Raw genomic sequence first — 14,564 nt, 5'->3', positions numbered from 1 at the left:
ACGCATGAGCTCCACGCACGCGCACACTCACAATCATCACGACCATGACCATGCCAACGGTCATGCGCACGATCACGCCCACGGTCATGACCATGCGCATGGTGGCGTCACCGGTCGGGAAAAGAAGCTGATTTTTGCCTTTGTGCTCACCACTCTGATGATGGTGGTGGAGATGGTGGGCGGCTTCTGGTCCGGCTCGTTGGCGCTGGTGGCCGATGCCGGCCACATGCTGATCGACGCACTGGCGCTGCTGCTCGCCGTGGTCGGCGCGTGGTTCGCCCGCCGCCCTGCGGATGCGCGGCGTAGCTACGGTTACGGACGGCTGGAGGTGCTGGCGGGTTTCGTCAACGCGCTCACGCAGTTTGTACTGGTCGCTTTCATCGCGTACGAGGCGATCACCCGCCTGTTCGAGCCCACGCACATCCTCTCGGGCATGATGCTGGTGGTTGCGTTGATCGGCCTGGTGGTAAACGTACTGGTGCTGAGCACGCTGCACGGACACGCGCACGACGACGTAAATCTTGCCGGTGCGACGTTGCACGTGCTGGGCGATCTGCTCGGTTCCGTGGCCGCCGTGGTGGCGGCACTGCTCGTGCGCTGGATGGGCTGGAACTGGGCCGACCCGGTGCTTTCGGTGCTGGTGTCGCTGCTGATCCTCAACAGTGCATGGCGCCTGCTGCGCCGGTCCTCGCACATCCTGCTGGAGGGCGTGCCGGAAGGCGTGAACACTGGCGACGTCGAGGAGGCGCTGCGCGGCGCGGACGAATCCATTCGCGACGTGCATCATCTGCATGTGTGGCAGCTTGCTTCGGGTTCGCGCATGGCGACGCTGCATGCTGAATTGCACGATGGCGCCAGCAGCGCGCCGGCCATCCAGGCGATCAATCAGGTGTTGGCGGAACGCTTTGGCGTCCAGCACGTCACCGTACAGATCGATGCCGAAAGCTGTCCCGATGGCACACGCGGTTGCGCCGGCCCAGCCTGTCGTTAAGGGACGCTGATTCGCCAGGTGGGCTTAAAGGCCTCAACTATTGCGCTTTGGGCGGTCGCTGATACGATGGTCGGCCGTATTCAACCCAACGAATCAAGGAGTTCCCCATGGGCAAGGGCGATCGCAGGACCCGTCGTGGCAAGACCTATCGTGGCAGCTACGGCAACAGCCGCGCTCATTCGGTGCAGCCGGCCGTGGCCGGTGGCAAGGCGACTGTGACCAAGTCGGCAGCCGCCAAGAAGGCAGCGCCGAAGAAGAAGTCGGCCTAAGCCGTCACGCTTCGCAAAAAGCCCCCGCCAGTGCGGGGGCTTTTTTTATGGGCGTGGCGGGCGCGTTCAGGTGCTGGGAGGCAGGGCCGCGCCGCCGACGAACAGCTTGCGCAGGGCATGGTTGCCGCCGATCCAGTAGCACAGCTCTGCCGGCTGCCTCACGTTCCAGATGGCGAGATCAGCCCGTTTTCCCGTTTCCAGCGTGCCACGGTCACTGAGACCCAGCGCCTTGGCCGCATGGATCGTCACACCGCGCAGCGCCTCTTCGGGTGTGAGACGGAACAGCGTGCACGCCATGCCTGCAGCCAGTCGCAGCGAGAGCAGGGGGGATGTACCTGGATTGCAGTCCGTCGCAACGGCCATAGCGACGCCGTGATGGCGGAGACTGGTGATGGGCGGCAGCTTGGTCTCGCGTAACGCATAGAACGCGCCGGGCAGTAGCACCGCCACCGTGCCCGCCTGCGCCATGGCGCGGATGCCGCTGTCGCTGAGGTATTCCAGGTGGTCGGCAGACAATCCCTGATAACGGGCGACCAGGGCCGCGCCGTCGAGGTCCGACAACTGCTCGGCGTGCAACTTCACGGGTAGGCCAAGCTGCGTCGCGCGGTCGAATACGCGGCGTGTTTCCTCCGGCGTGAAGCCGATGGTCTCGCAGAAGGCATCGACCGCATCGACCAGGCCTTCGCCGGCAAGCGTCGGCAACACCTCGTCGCACATCAGCGCAACGTAGCCGTCGCGATTGTCACGGTATTCCGGTGGCAGCGCATGCAGACCAAGGAAGGTTGTGCGCACCGTGATGCCCAGCGCCTTGCCCAGGCGCCGTGCCACGCGAAGCATGCGGCGCTCGGTGTCCAGGTTGAGTCCGTAACCTGATTTGATCTCCAGCGCGGTGACGCCGTCGCTCATTAGCGCATGCGCACGCGGCAGCGCCTGGGCGAAAAGTTCGTCTTCACTTGCTTCGCGCGTGGCCTTGACGGTCGAGACGATACCGCCGCCAGCACGTGCGATCTCTTCATAGGTGGCGCCGTTGAGGCGCATGTCGAACTCATGCGCGCGGTTTCCACCAAACACGAGATGCGTGTGGCAGTCGATCAGCCCGGGCGTGACCACGGCACCGCCGAGATCGTCCACGTGCGTGGCCTGCGTCGTGGCATCCGCGGGAAGCGCATTCTGTGGGCCGACCCAGGCGATGTGTCCTTCATGCAGCGCTATGGCGCCGCGTTCGATCAGGCCATAAGGCGCGTCACCCGCGAAGGTGGCAAGCGTGGCATTGGTCAGCAGGTGATCCCAGCGTGGCGTCATGAGCTTCGATGGTCGGTGGGTGGAGTGGGCGTGTGCGGCGGTTCGTCGGACAGCGGGATGGGCGTGGCCGGATCTTCCACCATCGACAGTTCGGTCCACGCGCTGTGCGCATCGTCGCTATCGTCCATCGATGTCTCCGCGTTGCGGCGCGCCAGTTCCCGCTCATAGCCTTCGATCAGCTTGTCAGCGAGCGCGCGATACACCGGCTTGCGCGACAGCAGCGATGAAGCTGCACGCGCCAGCAAGCAGGTCGCCATGATCGGCAGCACCATCTGTTGGTTCGCGGTGAGTTCCATGGAAATCACCGTGGCCGTGAGCGGCGCCTGCGTGACGCCGGAAAGATAGGCCGCCATGGCCAGTAGCACCACCGCCGAAGGGTCTACACCCGGCAGGATGGCGCACAGGTTGTTGCCGAGCCCCGCGCCCACGGCGAGTGCAGGCGAGAAGATGCCGCCCGGGATACCCGCCCAGTACGATGCGATATTGCCCATGAACTTCAGCACGCCGAAGCTCTGCACCGTATCCGTATGGCCTTCCAGAATGTCCCTGGCCTGGGCGTAACCGGTGCCATAGAGGCCGGTGTGCGTCAGCTGGCTCAGCAGCACCAGCGCAAGGCCGCAGGCAGCGGCGAACACCACGGGCTGGCGTGCGCGCAGGCGGCCGACGAAACCACGGAAGCCGGTATCGTGGGGCACGATAAGGCGGGCAAAGAAACCGCCGGCAAGACCGCACACGATGCCCGTGGCCAGCACCGCCCACCAAGCCTTGCCCAACGGCAGGCCAATATCGAAATGCCCGAAGTAGGCGTAATTGCCGAGCACGCCTAGCGACACCAGGCCGGCCACGAACACGGCGGTGAGCAGGATGCCGCTCATGCGGTGTTCGAACGAGCCGCTCATTTCCTCGATGGCGAAAACGATGCCTGCCAGCGGCGTGTTGAAGGCGGCAGCAAGGCCGGCAGCCGCACCGGCAAGGATGAAGCGCCCCGCTGCAGCGGGCTCCGCAAAGCCGAAGCGTCGCCCTAACGAGTAGAGCAGACCGGCGCCGACGTGCACCGTCGGGCCTTCGCGTCCTACCGATGCGCCGCCGAGCAAGGCGGCAAGCGTCAACGCCATCTTGCCGATGGCCACGCGCAGCGAAAGCAGACTTCGCCGAAAGCCTTCGTCTTCGATCTTCAGCGCGGCGATGGCCTGTGGAATACCGGAGCCCCGCGTGGGCTTGAGCGCACCCTCGGTAAGCCACGCCAGCAGCGCAAACATGGCCGGCGTGATCAGGAACGCCCAGTACCGGTTATGCGTGACCACGCCGTGGAAAATGTTGAAGGCCCAATCCGCCGCTCGGGCAAAGCCGATCGCCGCCAGACCCACCAGCACGGCACCGCCCCAGAACAGGATGCGTCGGCGCCATTGCACCGGCGAGAACAGATCCGAATTGGCCAGTTGCTGGAGGCGCCCCTTGGCGGTCGATGCCGGGCGCTCCTGTTCGTCGTCCGGGTGGCTCACGATTTCGTCTCGGATTTGCGGGTCCAGCGCGTTTCGTAAAGGTCGAAGCGGCGGTCTTTGAGGTTTTGGACGGCGCCGGCATTACGAGCACGGGCCAAGCTTTCCAGATGCAGATCGGCGAACAGTACGGTTTCAATGTTCGGTGTGGAATCGGCTGCGATGCCGTCGCGCGCGAACGGGAAGTCGCTCGGCGTAAGGATGCAGCTCTGGCCGTACTGGATGTCGAAGTTGTTCACGCCCGGCAGATTGCCCACGTTGCCCGAGAGCACGACGTAGCATTGATTCTCGATGGCGCGGGCCTGCGAGCAGTAACGCACGCGCAGGTAGCCTTCGCGCACGTCCGTGCAGAACGGAACGAACAGGATCAGCGCACCCTGGTCGGTGAGATGGCGCGCGACCTCGGGAAACTCCGAGTCGTAGCAGATCATCACGCCGATGGGGCCGCAGTCCGTCTGGATGGTGGCCGCGGTGTCGCCGCCAGTGATGTTCCATACCGTGCGTTCGCTCGGCGTGGGGTGGATCTTTTCCTGCTCATGGATCGAACCGTCGCGCAGGCACACGTAACAGACGTTATGGATGTCGCCGTTGGCTTGTTCGGTCGGGTGAGAGCCGGCAATGATGTTGATGTTGTAGTGCACAGCCAGGCGGCTGAAGAGCTCTTTCACCTGCGGCGTGTACTGGCTGAGCATGCGGATCGACTCGACCGGCGAGAGTTCCTCGTTCTCGATCGACAGCAACTGCAACGTAATCAGCTCGGGGAAGGTGACGAAATCCGCGTTGTAGTCCGCCGCGATGTCAGTGAAATATTCCACCTGCGTGGCGAACTCCTCGAACGAACGGATGCGGCGTTGCTGGTATTGCACTGACGCCACACGCACCATGTCAGGCAGGCGTTGCGTGGACGGAATGGACGGAATGTCCGGTTGGTCCAGCAGTTGTGGGTTGCGCCACACCAGGTGCGCTGCGTAACCCAACGACTCATAGTCGGAAGGCACATAGCCGCGCAACAAGCCAATCACCTCGAACTCGTTGCTGAGCTGGAAACTCAGTGTGAGATCGCGGCGCTTGCCTTCGGTGACTGCCTGCACGTAAGCCTCTGCGCTGCCGTAGCGGTGCAGGTTGCGGGCAAGGCCGGGAATACGCCCGCCGAACACGATGCCGCGCAGTTTCAGGTCCGTACACAGGCGCTTGCGGGCCTGGTACAAGCGCTGGCCGATGCGCATGTTGCGGTAATCCGGGTGCACCACCACTTCCATGCCGTACAGCCAATTGCCGTCACGGCGGTGACGCGATGCCATGCCGCCGCCAGTAATCTGCATCCAGGTGTGCGGCGCCAGCGCCGTGGCCTCGTCGATACGGAAGGTCGCGCAATAACCGACGACTTTCCCTTCGTACTCGACGACGAACTGACCCTCGGGAAAGTGCGTCTGCTGTGAGCGCAACATTTCCGCCGCATGCCCCCATTCAGGGGTATAGACGCGGGCGGTCAGGTCAACCAGTGCGGGCACATCGGCGGGTTTCGCCTGCCGCACCAGCAGCTTCGGAGTGTGTTCCTGGTTTTTCTTGGCCATCGCCACATTATGCCGCACCGATGTGAACGTGACGGCGTCGGTTACACTCGATGTCTGTTTCCCAGGAGTCCGGTCATGGCAGGCACTATTGCGACCCGTTACACCGCCGATCGTGTCTGGACGCCGCAAGGCTGGACGCCGGACGTGCTGCTGGAAGTGGATGACGGCGGCATGCTTGCCGGCGTTGGGGCAGGCGAGGGCGAGCGGCTGGGGCGCTGGGTACTGCCTGGTATGCCGAACCTGCATTCGCATGCGTTCCAGCGTGCAATGGCGGGCCTGGCCGAACGCAAGGGCAAGAGCGATGACAGCTTCTGGACCTGGCGCGAAACGATGTATGCCTTCGCCGCTACTGTCGGGCCGGATGAACTGCAGGCCATCGCCGCTCAGCTTTACGTGGAGATGCTCAAGGCCGGCTACACGCAGGTTTGCGAGTTCCACTACCTGCACCACCAGCCCGATGGCACGCCGTATGCGCAGCCAGAGGCCATGTCACTGGCGTTGATCGAGGCCGCGCGCGAGGCGGGCATCGCGCTTACCTTGCTGCCGGTGCTGTATATGAGTGGTGGCTTCGATGGCCGCCCGCTGGCGCCGCGCCAGCGCCGCTTCGGCCACGATGTACCGTCCTACTTGCGATTGCTGGAAGCCCTGCGCGCGCACGAAAGCGATCGGCTGCGCGTGGGCATCGCACTGCATTCCCTGCGCGCCGTGCCGGAAGAGGCCTTGCGCCAGGTGCTTGCCAGCGATGCCGCCACGGTTTGCCCCATTCACATCCACATCGCCGAGCAGATTGGTGAGGTGCAGGATTGCCTCGCCACACGCGGTGCGCGACCGGTCGAATGGCTGTTCGATCATGCGGAGGTCGATGCGCGTTGGACGCTGGTGCATGCCACGCATCTGAGCGACAAGGAGATGGTGCAGATCGCGCGTAGCGGCGCGGTGGCGGGCCTGTGTCCCACCACCGAGGCGAATCTTGGCGATGGACTGTTTCCGTTGGCCGACTTCATCGATGCGAAAGGCACGCTGGGCATCGGCTCCGATTCGCACATCTCCGTGTCGCCGGTCGAAGAACTACGCTGGCTGGAATACGGACAGCGCCTGTCCACACGGCACCGCAACATTGCCGCTCGCCATCAGGGTGACAGCGTGGGCGAGACACTGTGGCGCGCCGCGTTGCGTGGTGGTGCGACGGCGTCGGGCCTATCCATTGGCGAGCTGCGCGCATCTGCACGCGCGGACCTGCTCGTGCTCGATGATCGTGCGCCGCTACTCGCCGCGCGCGACGAACGTTCAGTGATCGACAGCTTTCTTTTCGCCGGCAACACGCCGTTGGTGCGTGACGTCATGGTGGGCGGCGAATGGGTGGTGCGTGGCTTCACGCATCGTGACGAAGACCGCATCGCGGCACGCTATCGCACGGTGCTGGAGAAGTTGTCGCCACGCTGATGTGGACCTATTTGGAAGTAGTTCGGCGAGAGGATATGCCCTATGCGAATTGAACTGGCTTTGTTGGAAGCACCTTTGATCGGCGGCCGTTGGGTCACCGTCCTTGTGTTTGACGCCATGGCCACCGATGGCCAGAAGGCTGCATTGTTGGAACAACTGGTGGGAGCGGCGAAGCAACAGATTGGCGTGACTGCGGAGCTGAATGTCCTCGGCTATAAGGAGGGTGACAAGCCCACCTACTACGGTGAAGAGGCGCTGGTCGCCTATCTGCAGAAGCACGGTGTGCCGCGCTGGACGCACCATATCGAGGTGTAGCGCACGCCTGTTCGCGCGCGCTGAATGTCAGCGCGGCTACAGGTTAAAGACGTCTTGCAGAGGGATCGCGCTGACGATCGTGCAAGCTTCATGTCAGCATGAATGGATGCTGCGATTTGCATGAATCGCAGCCATCAGCTTTCAGGTGTTTCCGTCATCGCCGTTTTGAGACCGGCGTTTTTCGGATCAAACCCACCCGAAGGAGAACGCCATGCGTCGACTCATGCTGATCGGACTCGGCCTTGCCGTTATGTCTGGCGTGACCCTGTCACTCACCGGTTGCATCGTGGTCGCACCACGCCCTTACGGCGCGCGCGTCTGGGTGCCTGCCTACTACGCACCGAGCGGTATTTACGTTTCCGGTCACTGGCGCTCGTGATGGGGCGTCATGACGTCGCGGCGACGACCGTGCCCTGCGCGATGGCACACAAGGTTTCCGTGCCGTCGTCACCAACCGCGACAACGTCGCACAGGCAGACGGCCTGACGTTTGCCCTTGCCCTTGGCGTGGGCCCGCGCAATCAGGTGTGTACCCTTCGCAGGCCGCAGATAGTTGATCTTGTATTCCGACGTGAGTGCATCGCCGCCGTGCACGAACCCGTGCTGCTGTTTCAGGTGATCGACGATGCGCAGGGTTATCTCCGCATGGCCCGGACCACAGCTCGCCAGTTCTGCGCCGATATAGCGGGTGAACGGTTGGGCTTCGAATACTTGATGGGCGAAAACCTGAAGATCGTCCATCGTGTGCTCCTTGGGTTTCGTCGAGTTATCGACTGGCAGCAATGTGCTGCCGAAGATGCTCGATAAAGGCGCGCAGTTTCGGCGGTACCTGCAAGCGACTCGGATAATAGAGATAGAACCCGTCAAAGGGCGGTAGCCACTCGTCCAGCACAGATTCCAGTTGTCCCATGGCCAGCGCGGCGCGGACCGAGGGCTCCACCATATGCGTCAAGGCCAGGCCGTCGACGGCCGCGCGTATCGCCATGCTCGGGTCATTGGTGGTGATGGGGCCGTCGACGTCCAACTCGAACCATTGCCCTTTGGATGCACCCGATGGGTGCGCAAACTCCCAGCGATAGATCGCGTTGCTGCTGAAGCGGAAACGCACGCAGTCGTGCGCGGCCAGATCGCGTGGATGCATGGGGCGACCGTGAGCGGCGAAGTAGTCCGGCGACCCAACCACCACCGCACGCTGCGGCCCGCCCAGCGGGATCGCCACCATGTCCCGCGCCAGCCGCTCGCCCAGGCGGATACCGGCGTCGAAACCTTCGGCGATCAGGTCGGTCAGGCGGTTCTCGACCTGGATGTCCAGCTTTACCTCCGGCCAGGCCCGCATAAAAGGGACGACACAAGGGGCGATAAGGTGGTCGAGCACCATCTGTGGCACAGCGATGCGCAGCGTGCCAGCGGGCCGGTCGCCATGCTGGCGCAGGGCATCGATGGCTTCGTCGATTTCGTTGAGGGCCGGCGAAATGCGTTCCAGGAAGGCATGGCCGGCCTCGGTGAGCCCGACGCGGCGCGTGGTCCTGTGCAGCAGGCGCACGCCGACGTGGTCCTCCAACTGGCGCAGCGTCTGGCTCAAAGCCGAGGCGGTGACCTCCAGCTCGGCGGCGGCGCGGGTGAAGCTCCCATGGCGGGCGATCAGGCGAAAGGCGCGCAGCGCGGAGGCGTGGTCGAGGGACATTGTTTAGTCCTGCTTAATAAAGCATGCACACGATCCCGATTTTTCTGGGTAATGGCAAGGCGCAGACTTCGTCCATCCGGTCCACACCTCTCATGTACAGGAGTTCGCCATGTCGCTTGATGCCTACTACACCCTCGGTCGTTCCGGCCTGCGTGTCAGCCGCCTTGCCCTGGGCACCATGACCTTCGGAGACAACTGGGGGTGGGGCGCCGCGGAAGATACCGCCCGCGCCATGTTCGACCGCTACCTGGCCGCGGGTGGCAACTTTTTCGACACCGCCGACCTGTACACCGAGGGCGCCAGCGAGGAATTGCTGGGCAAGTTTGTCGCCGATAGCGGCACCCGCGACCGCGTGGTGCTGTCCACCAAGTTCTCGTACAACGCGCAGCCCGGCAATCCGAATGCGGGCGGCAATGGTCGGAAGAACATCCTGCGCGCGGTAGAGGGGTCTCTGCGTCGCCTTCGTACCGACTATATCGACCTGTACATCCTGCATACCTGGGACCGCCTGACGCCGGCGGAAGAGGTAGTACGCACGCTCGACGACTTGGTACGCGCTGGCAAGATCCGCTACGCAGGCCTTTCCGATGTGCCGGCCTGGTATGCCTCGCGGGCGCAGACCTACGCGGAGGCCCATGCGCTGACGCCACTGGTGAACCTGCAACTGGAGTACTCGCTGATCGAGCGGCATATCGAGCATGAGTTCGTGCCCATGGCAGGCGAGCTGGGCATGGGCATCACGGCATGGAGCCCGATGGGCATGGGCCTGCTGTCAGGCAAGTACAAGCCGAGCGAAGCGGGTGGCGCGGGTGACGGCCGTCTGTCGAAAATCTCAGGTACCCCAGGCTTCGACCGCTTCACCGAGCGCAACTGGGCCATCGTTGCGGCGCTGGAAGAGGTCGCCGGCACGATGGGCAGGCCGATGGCGCAAGTGGCGCTGAACTGGGTGGCCACGCAGCCGGGCATCGCCTCGGTGATCATCGGTGCGACGAAGCTGGCGCAGTTGGACGACAACCTATCCGCGCTGTCGTTCGAGATTCCGGCTGATCTGCGTGCGCGACTTAACGAAGCCAGTGCGCTCGAGCCGGCCTTCCCATACTGGTTCTTTGGCGACGTGCAGCAGTCACGCATCCACGGTGGTGTGGCGGTGGGCAGCAAGCCAGAAAGTTATGCGCCGCCGGTCTACGTGCCAGCGCAACAGCAGGCAGGCTTCAAGAGCGATTGATCGTTCGCTGACTTGGGAAGCGCACCCTGTGCGCTTCCGGCAAGGGCGGGGGCTCGCCTGCGCACAGGGTGTGCTTCTAGGGCCTGTTAACGCTATTCGCGTAGCCCGCGTTGCTTGTCCGTAGCTGGTCGGTGGTAGTGCGTGGCGCCGGCCTGGCTGGCTGCCAGGTCAAGCCGTGCGCTGCCGCCGGGCGGCTACGGACAAGCAACCCTTCGGGCTGGGTCTTTTTGCCCGCCATACGGCGTCATCACTCAGTCGTGTACGGACGTACACTCCTTCGTTCTTCCTTGTCTGGCGGGCAAAAAGATCCCAGCGCGGACCACGCGAATAGCGTTAACAGGCCCTAACCGTCATCCGGAAAAAGAACGGCGCCAGCATGCAGGCTGGCGCCGATGTTGTTGCGGGTACCGAAGCGATACCGTGGTTCTTATGACGTCGTCCGAACTGTTACTGGGCCGAGGACGAGCCCGACACCGGGTGCTGGGCCTTGAACTGCTGCCACTGTTCGCGGCGAGCCTGCTGCTGAGCCTTGAGGGTAGCCAGCTGAGCCTGCTGGGCAGAGGTCAGGATGCCGTAGACCTGGGCGCGAATGGCAGCGCGCTGCTGCACGCGAGCCGTGGTGGCGGCGCCTTCGGCCTGGGCAAGGGCGGTAGCCGCGGCCTGGTAACCGGAAGCATTCGGGGCCATCTGCTCGAAGGCTTCACGCTGCTGGTGCAGCGTCTCACGCTGAGCCTTACCCTGCGAGAAAGCGGTCTGCATGATCTGCTTGATGCTGGCCTTCTGGGCGTCGGTCAGGTTGAGCTTGCCGTACTGCTCGAACCCGCCATGGCCATGTCCGTGGAAGCCGCCATGCGAGCCACCGTCCTGTGCGGACGCGATGGCGAACGGAGCGAGGGCAACAGCCGAAGCGAGCACCAGAGCGAGAGAGATGTTCTTACGCATGGGGTTTACCTGTGTCGTTGGGGGTTGGTCTTGCTTGGTGCCTATTTGACGACAGTGTTATGTGTATGTTCTTTGCGGGAAGGTAAAGAACAGTAAAGCCGGTGGAGCAAGTTCCTTCGCACGGCTGAAATGGCGGGCAGATACGTAGGGTCCACCCAGAAGACATGTCCAGAATTCTCATAGTCGACGACGATCGCGCCTTGGCCGGGCTACTGGCGGAATACCTGCAGCGGGAAGGTTTTGTCGTGGACGTTGCGCATGACAGCGCGGCCGGCCTGGCACAGCTTCATAACCCGTCCACTCGCCCGGACCTGTTGATCCTCGACGTGATGATGCCCGGCCGTGACGGCCTGGATACCTTGCGCGAAGTGCGCCTGAAGCACAGGCTGCCGGTGATCATGCTGTCCGCCAAGGGCGAGCCGGTTGACCGCGTGATTGGCTTGGAGCTGGGCGCGGACGACTACCTCACCAAGCCCTGCCTGCCGCGTGAGCTACTGGCCCGCGTGCGCGCCCAACTGCGCCGTAATGCGCCGGTCAATGCGAGCAGCATGCAAGTGGGTGTGTTGCGGCTGGAGCCGGCCGAGCGTCGGGCGTATGTGGGCGATCAGGAGCTCTCGCTTACCGGTGCAGAATTCCAGTTGCTGCTGGCGCTCGTGCAACGTTCCGGTGAATTGGTGGACAAGGCCACACTTACGCGCATGGCGTTGGGTCGCGAACTCGAGCGCTTCGATCGCAGTATCGACGTGCACGTGAGCCGCCTGCGTCACAAGTTGTCGGAGGCCTCGGCGCAGGCGCCGCGGATCGAATCGGTGCGTGGTGCCGGCTACAGCCTGGTGGCGGGGGCGGCGTGAGTCCATTCAAGAGCACTCTGTACTGGCGCGTGTTGATCAGCTTTTGCGCCGCCAACTTGTTGGCGCTGGGGTTGGGCATCTTCTTCACGCAGAGCTTCATCGAATTCAGCACGGCGGTGGAGATCAACTGGGTAGCCCTCGCCCAAGGCGCCGACCAAGCCTATGAAAGTGGTGGCTCGGCGGCGTTGACCGATTGGTCGCGACAACAGCGACGCGAAGGCATCATCGACGCCACGCTTTACGAGAATGGACAGGCACTGGCGCCCATACGCCTTTCGCCAGCGGTGCAGGAATCGTTGCAGACTTGGCTGGAAGAGAAGCGTGATGTGGTGCTGCAGCCGTGGCCCAACCTTTACTTGGCCGTGCAGCAGGTGCAGGGCAGCGACGGACAGGTCAGGCAACTGGTGGCGTTGAGCCGCACGCACTCGCGTCTGCGCCAGGGCACGCGGCAAACCATCTTCCTTGCTATCCAGGGTGGATTCTCACTGCTGTTCATTGGCCTCGTCGGTTGGTGGGTTGCGCGCAGCGTGGCCAAGCCGGTGGAAGCGATCAGTCGCGCCACGCGGCGAATGGCTGCGGGCGAGTTGTCGGCGCGCGTCGAAGCGCCGGGGCGCCGTGCGCCGGAGGAGCTCAACCAACTCGCCAACGATTTCGACGCCATGGCTGTACGCATCGAGGCGCTGGTCGCCCATGACCGTAGTGTGCTGCAGGATCTCTCCCACGAGTTGCGTTCACCGCTCGCGCGCCTGCATCTGATCCTGGATCTTGCCCAGCGCAGTGCAACGCCCGAAGAGGCGGCACGCTATTTCCTGCAGGCCGAGCAGGAGATCAGCCGGCTCGACAGCATGACCGGCGAAATGCTCGCGTTGTCGCGCCTGGAAGGTGGCATTCCCGGGGTGAACCGCGAGCCAGTGGACGTGGCCTCGCTGTTGCGCGAATGCATGCAGCGCGCAGAGCTGGAAGCACAGGCACGAGGCATCACGCTCCAACTCACCGATAGCGGGCCTGCGGTGATTTCCGGCAATGAACTGCTGCTGGAACGGGCGTTCGACAACCTCATCGGCAACGCGATCAAGTTCAGTCCCGAGGAGGGGCGTGTCGAGCTCGCGGTGCAGGCAGCGGCGGGCAAGGTCGATATTTTCATTCGCGATAACGGTCCTGGCGTGCCCGAAGCGGAGATGAGTTCGCTGTTCCGTCCGCTGTTTCGCGGCAGCAATGCTTCGCGCGCGGATGGTCATGGCCTGGGGCTAGCCATCGTGCAGCGCGTGGTAAAGGCGCATGGCGGCGATATCCACGCGGAGAACGGCGAGAGCGGCGGGCTCGTGGTGCGCATCCAGCTTCCCTTGGCGCCGGACGGGGCGGGCTAAGCCAGCGCGGCCAATTCATGGCCGCGCGGATCGCCGGTCTTCGAAAACGCCCTAACGTCTGCGACACTCAACGCTCTTGAACCACGGATCAACGCATGCGCTCCAACGCTGTCGCCGCGGTGGGACTGGCGCTGTGCGCAGCCTTGTTCTTCACCATGACCTACGTGCTCAACCGCAGCCTCGTCGCGGGTGGCGGGCATTGGGCGTGGGCGGTGATTCTGCGCTATCTCATCACCTTGCCGCTGCTCGCCGTCGCGTTGCCGTGGCAGGGTGGCCTTGGTGAGCTTCCCGCGGAACTCCGGCGCTACCCGCGCACTTGGTTGCTGTGGAGCGCCGTGGGTTTCGTGCTATTTGGCTTACCACTCACCTGGGCCGCCAACAGCGGACCTTCATGGCTGGTGGCGGGTAGCTTTCAGACCACCGTACTTGCCGGGCCATTGCTCGCGCCCTTCATCTACCGCGACGCGCGACGCCATCTGGCGTGGCGCAGTGTGGCGATCGGCGTGCTGATCGTGGCCGGCGTGTTCGCTTTGCAGTGGGGCCATGCGCAGGGCCAGCTAAGTGCCGCTGATTGGCTGGCGATAGGCGCGGTGGTGTTTTCCGCTTTCGCCTATCCGCTGGGCAATCGCATGGTGCTGCTGCATCTGGAGCAGAGCGGCACGCGCATCGGTGCTACCCAGCGCGTGTTCGGCATGACGTTATGCAGTTGGCCGCTCTGGCTGGTGCTTGCGGTGGTGACGTGGATAACGGTGGGGCCGCCGGGATGGCGCGAGATTCTGCTTGCCGGTGGCGTAGCCCTATCGTCGGGCGTCATTGCCACCGTGCTGTTCTTCCGCGCCACCGACATGGTGCGTACGGAGCCGACGGCGTTGGCGGCAGTGGAGGCGATGCAGGCGGCCGAGCTGCTGTTCGCCACGGTGATCGGCGCGGTCTTCCTTGGCGAAACCTGGCCGCATGGATTCTCCGCATTCGGTGCGGTGATGATCATCGTGGGCATCGCGCTGTTCGGTTGGGTTAGCGGGCGCTCCGCCGCGGGGCATGAGGAAGAAGTACGCACGTTGAGGACGGATCGCGGCGCCTAAGCAGCTGCGGCTTCGCGTAAT

15 protein-coding genes are annotated in these 14,564 nt (G+C 63.8%); 9 read left to right on the top strand and 6 right to left on the bottom strand.

Features of this window, described 5'->3' with window-relative positions; all coding sequences use genetic code 11:
- The first annotated feature begins 4 nt into the window (after positions 1–4).
- Positions 5–991, top strand: a complete 987-nt coding sequence (locus DYST_RS05785) for a cation diffusion facilitator family transporter (protein ID WP_102304512.1) — start codon at positions 5–7, stop codon at positions 989–991.
- 107 nt (positions 992–1,098) lie between these two features.
- Positions 1,099–1,260 carry a 30S ribosomal protein THX gene (locus DYST_RS05780; RefSeq protein ID WP_019465635.1) on the top strand — a complete coding sequence of 54 codons (162 nt, stop codon included), beginning with the start codon at positions 1,099–1,101 and terminating at the stop codon, positions 1,258–1,260.
- A 66-nt stretch (positions 1,261–1,326) separates the two neighbouring features.
- On the opposite strand, the gene hutI is transcribed toward DYST_RS05780, so the two are convergent.
- The 3 genes from hutI to DYST_RS05765 are packed head-to-tail and all read right to left on the bottom strand — an operon-like array spanning position 1,327 to position 5,635.
- Positions 1,327–2,562: an imidazolonepropionase gene (gene hutI, locus DYST_RS05775; RefSeq protein ID WP_239950681.1), complete on the bottom strand. Its 1,236-nt coding sequence runs from the start codon at positions 2,560–2,562 to the stop codon at positions 1,327–1,329.
- Entirely contained in the window at positions 2,559–4,064 is a 1,506-nt protein-coding gene (locus DYST_RS05770) for a chloride channel protein (RefSeq protein ID WP_428993961.1), read from the bottom strand. The genes hutI and DYST_RS05770 overlap by 4 nt, the downstream gene beginning before the upstream one ends.
- The gene (locus DYST_RS05765; protein ID WP_102304509.1) at positions 4,061–5,635 is read right to left on the bottom strand and encodes a carbon-nitrogen hydrolase family protein; all 1,575 of its coding nucleotides are present in this window, start codon (positions 5,633–5,635) and stop codon (positions 4,061–4,063) included. Before DYST_RS05765 ends, DYST_RS05770 begins: the two co-directional genes overlap by 4 nt.
- 75 nt (positions 5,636–5,710) lie before the next feature.
- Between DYST_RS05765 and DYST_RS05760 the strand changes: the two genes are divergently transcribed.
- The 3 genes from DYST_RS05760 to DYST_RS05750 all read left to right on the top strand — a co-directional run bounded on the left by DYST_RS05760 (position 5,711) and on the right by DYST_RS05750 (position 7,772).
- The gene (locus DYST_RS05760; RefSeq protein ID WP_239950679.1) at positions 5,711–7,078 is read left to right on the top strand and encodes a formimidoylglutamate deiminase; all 1,368 of its coding nucleotides are present in this window, start codon (positions 5,711–5,713) and stop codon (positions 7,076–7,078) included.
- Positions 7,079–7,120: 42 nt separating this feature from the next.
- A complete protein-coding gene (locus DYST_RS05755) occupies positions 7,121–7,393 on the top strand; it encodes a hypothetical protein (RefSeq protein ID WP_239950677.1) in 273 nt (90 codons plus the stop codon).
- 211 nt (positions 7,394–7,604) lie between these two features.
- The gene (locus DYST_RS05750; protein ID WP_158241395.1) at positions 7,605–7,772 is read left to right on the top strand and encodes a hypothetical protein; all 168 of its coding nucleotides are present in this window, start codon (positions 7,605–7,607) and stop codon (positions 7,770–7,772) included.
- A 7-nt stretch (positions 7,773–7,779) separates the two neighbouring features.
- Here DYST_RS05750 and DYST_RS05745 read toward each other — a convergent pair whose 3' ends face one another.
- Together DYST_RS05745 and DYST_RS05740 are read right to left on the bottom strand one after the other, a co-directional pair.
- Positions 7,780–8,133, bottom strand: a complete 354-nt coding sequence (locus tag DYST_RS05745; protein ID WP_239950675.1) for a PaaI family thioesterase — start codon at positions 8,131–8,133, stop codon at positions 7,780–7,782.
- 25 nt (positions 8,134–8,158) lie between these two features.
- Positions 8,159–9,076 carry a LysR family transcriptional regulator gene (locus DYST_RS05740; protein ID WP_239950673.1) on the bottom strand — a complete coding sequence of 306 codons (918 nt, stop codon included), beginning with the start codon at positions 9,074–9,076 and terminating at the stop codon, positions 8,159–8,161.
- A 109-nt stretch (positions 9,077–9,185) separates the two neighbouring features.
- On the opposite strand from DYST_RS05740, the gene DYST_RS05735 reads away from it, so the two are divergent.
- On the top strand, positions 9,186–10,301 hold the full coding sequence (locus DYST_RS05735; protein ID WP_239950672.1) for an aldo/keto reductase: 1,116 nt from the start codon (positions 9,186–9,188) through the stop codon (positions 10,299–10,301).
- Between the two features lie 447 nt (positions 10,302–10,748).
- Here DYST_RS05735 and DYST_RS05730 read toward each other — a convergent pair whose 3' ends face one another.
- Entirely contained in the window at positions 10,749–11,243 is a 495-nt protein-coding gene (locus tag DYST_RS05730; protein ID WP_239950670.1) for a Spy/CpxP family protein refolding chaperone, read from the bottom strand.
- A 164-nt stretch (positions 11,244–11,407) separates the two neighbouring features.
- Here DYST_RS05730 and DYST_RS05725 point away from each other — a divergent pair, with 164 nt between their 5' ends.
- From DYST_RS05725 to DYST_RS05715, 3 genes are all read left to right on the top strand, one after another.
- Entirely contained in the window at positions 11,408–12,094 is a 687-nt protein-coding gene (locus DYST_RS05725) for a response regulator transcription factor (RefSeq protein WP_239950668.1), read from the top strand.
- The gene (locus DYST_RS05720) at positions 12,091–13,461 is read left to right on the top strand and encodes a HAMP domain-containing sensor histidine kinase (RefSeq protein WP_239950667.1); all 1,371 of its coding nucleotides are present in this window, start codon (positions 12,091–12,093) and stop codon (positions 13,459–13,461) included. Before DYST_RS05725 ends, DYST_RS05720 begins: the two co-directional genes overlap by 4 nt.
- 95 nt (positions 13,462–13,556) lie before the next feature.
- The gene (locus DYST_RS05715) at positions 13,557–14,543 is read left to right on the top strand and encodes a multidrug resistance efflux transporter family protein (RefSeq protein ID WP_239950665.1); all 987 of its coding nucleotides are present in this window, start codon (positions 13,557–13,559) and stop codon (positions 14,541–14,543) included.
- Positions 14,544–14,564: the final 21 nt, after the last annotated feature.

It is taken from the genome of Dyella terrae, assembly GCF_022394535.1.
GTDB lineage: Bacteria > Pseudomonadota > Gammaproteobacteria > Xanthomonadales > Rhodanobacteraceae > Dyella.
The sequence above is the reverse complement of the archived record's forward strand: the minus strand, read 5'-3'. Positions and strand labels throughout refer to the sequence as shown.

Coding starts and splice junctions, on each gene's coding strand:
- DYST_RS05750 (WP_158241395.1), top strand. CDS start 7,605: ATGCGTCGACTCATGCTGATCGGACTCGGCCTTGCCGTTATGTCTGGC.
- DYST_RS05780 (WP_019465635.1), top strand. CDS start 1,099: ATGGGCAAGGGCGATCGCAGGACCCGTCGTGGCAAGACCTATCGTGGC.
- DYST_RS05740 (WP_239950673.1), bottom strand. CDS start 9,076: ATGTCCCTCGACCACGCCTCCGCGCTGCGCGCCTTTCGCCTGATCGCC.
- DYST_RS05725 (WP_239950668.1), top strand. CDS start 11,408: ATGTCCAGAATTCTCATAGTCGACGACGATCGCGCCTTGGCCGGGCTA.
- hutI (WP_239950681.1), bottom strand. CDS start 2,562: ATGACGCCACGCTGGGATCACCTGCTGACCAATGCCACGCTTGCCACC.
- DYST_RS05760 (WP_239950679.1), top strand. CDS start 5,711: ATGGCAGGCACTATTGCGACCCGTTACACCGCCGATCGTGTCTGGACG.
- DYST_RS05715 (WP_239950665.1), top strand. CDS start 13,557: ATGCGCTCCAACGCTGTCGCCGCGGTGGGACTGGCGCTGTGCGCAGCC.
- DYST_RS05745 (WP_239950675.1), bottom strand. CDS start 8,133: ATGGACGATCTTCAGGTTTTCGCCCATCAAGTATTCGAAGCCCAACCG.
- DYST_RS05735 (WP_239950672.1), top strand. CDS start 9,186: ATGTCGCTTGATGCCTACTACACCCTCGGTCGTTCCGGCCTGCGTGTC.
- DYST_RS05755 (WP_239950677.1), top strand. CDS start 7,121: ATGCGAATTGAACTGGCTTTGTTGGAAGCACCTTTGATCGGCGGCCGT.
- DYST_RS05765 (WP_102304509.1), bottom strand. CDS start 5,635: ATGGCCAAGAAAAACCAGGAACACACTCCGAAGCTGCTGGTGCGGCAG.
- DYST_RS05785 (WP_102304512.1), top strand. CDS start 5: ATGAGCTCCACGCACGCGCACACTCACAATCATCACGACCATGACCAT.
- DYST_RS05730 (WP_239950670.1), bottom strand. CDS start 11,243: ATGCGTAAGAACATCTCTCTCGCTCTGGTGCTCGCTTCGGCTGTTGCC.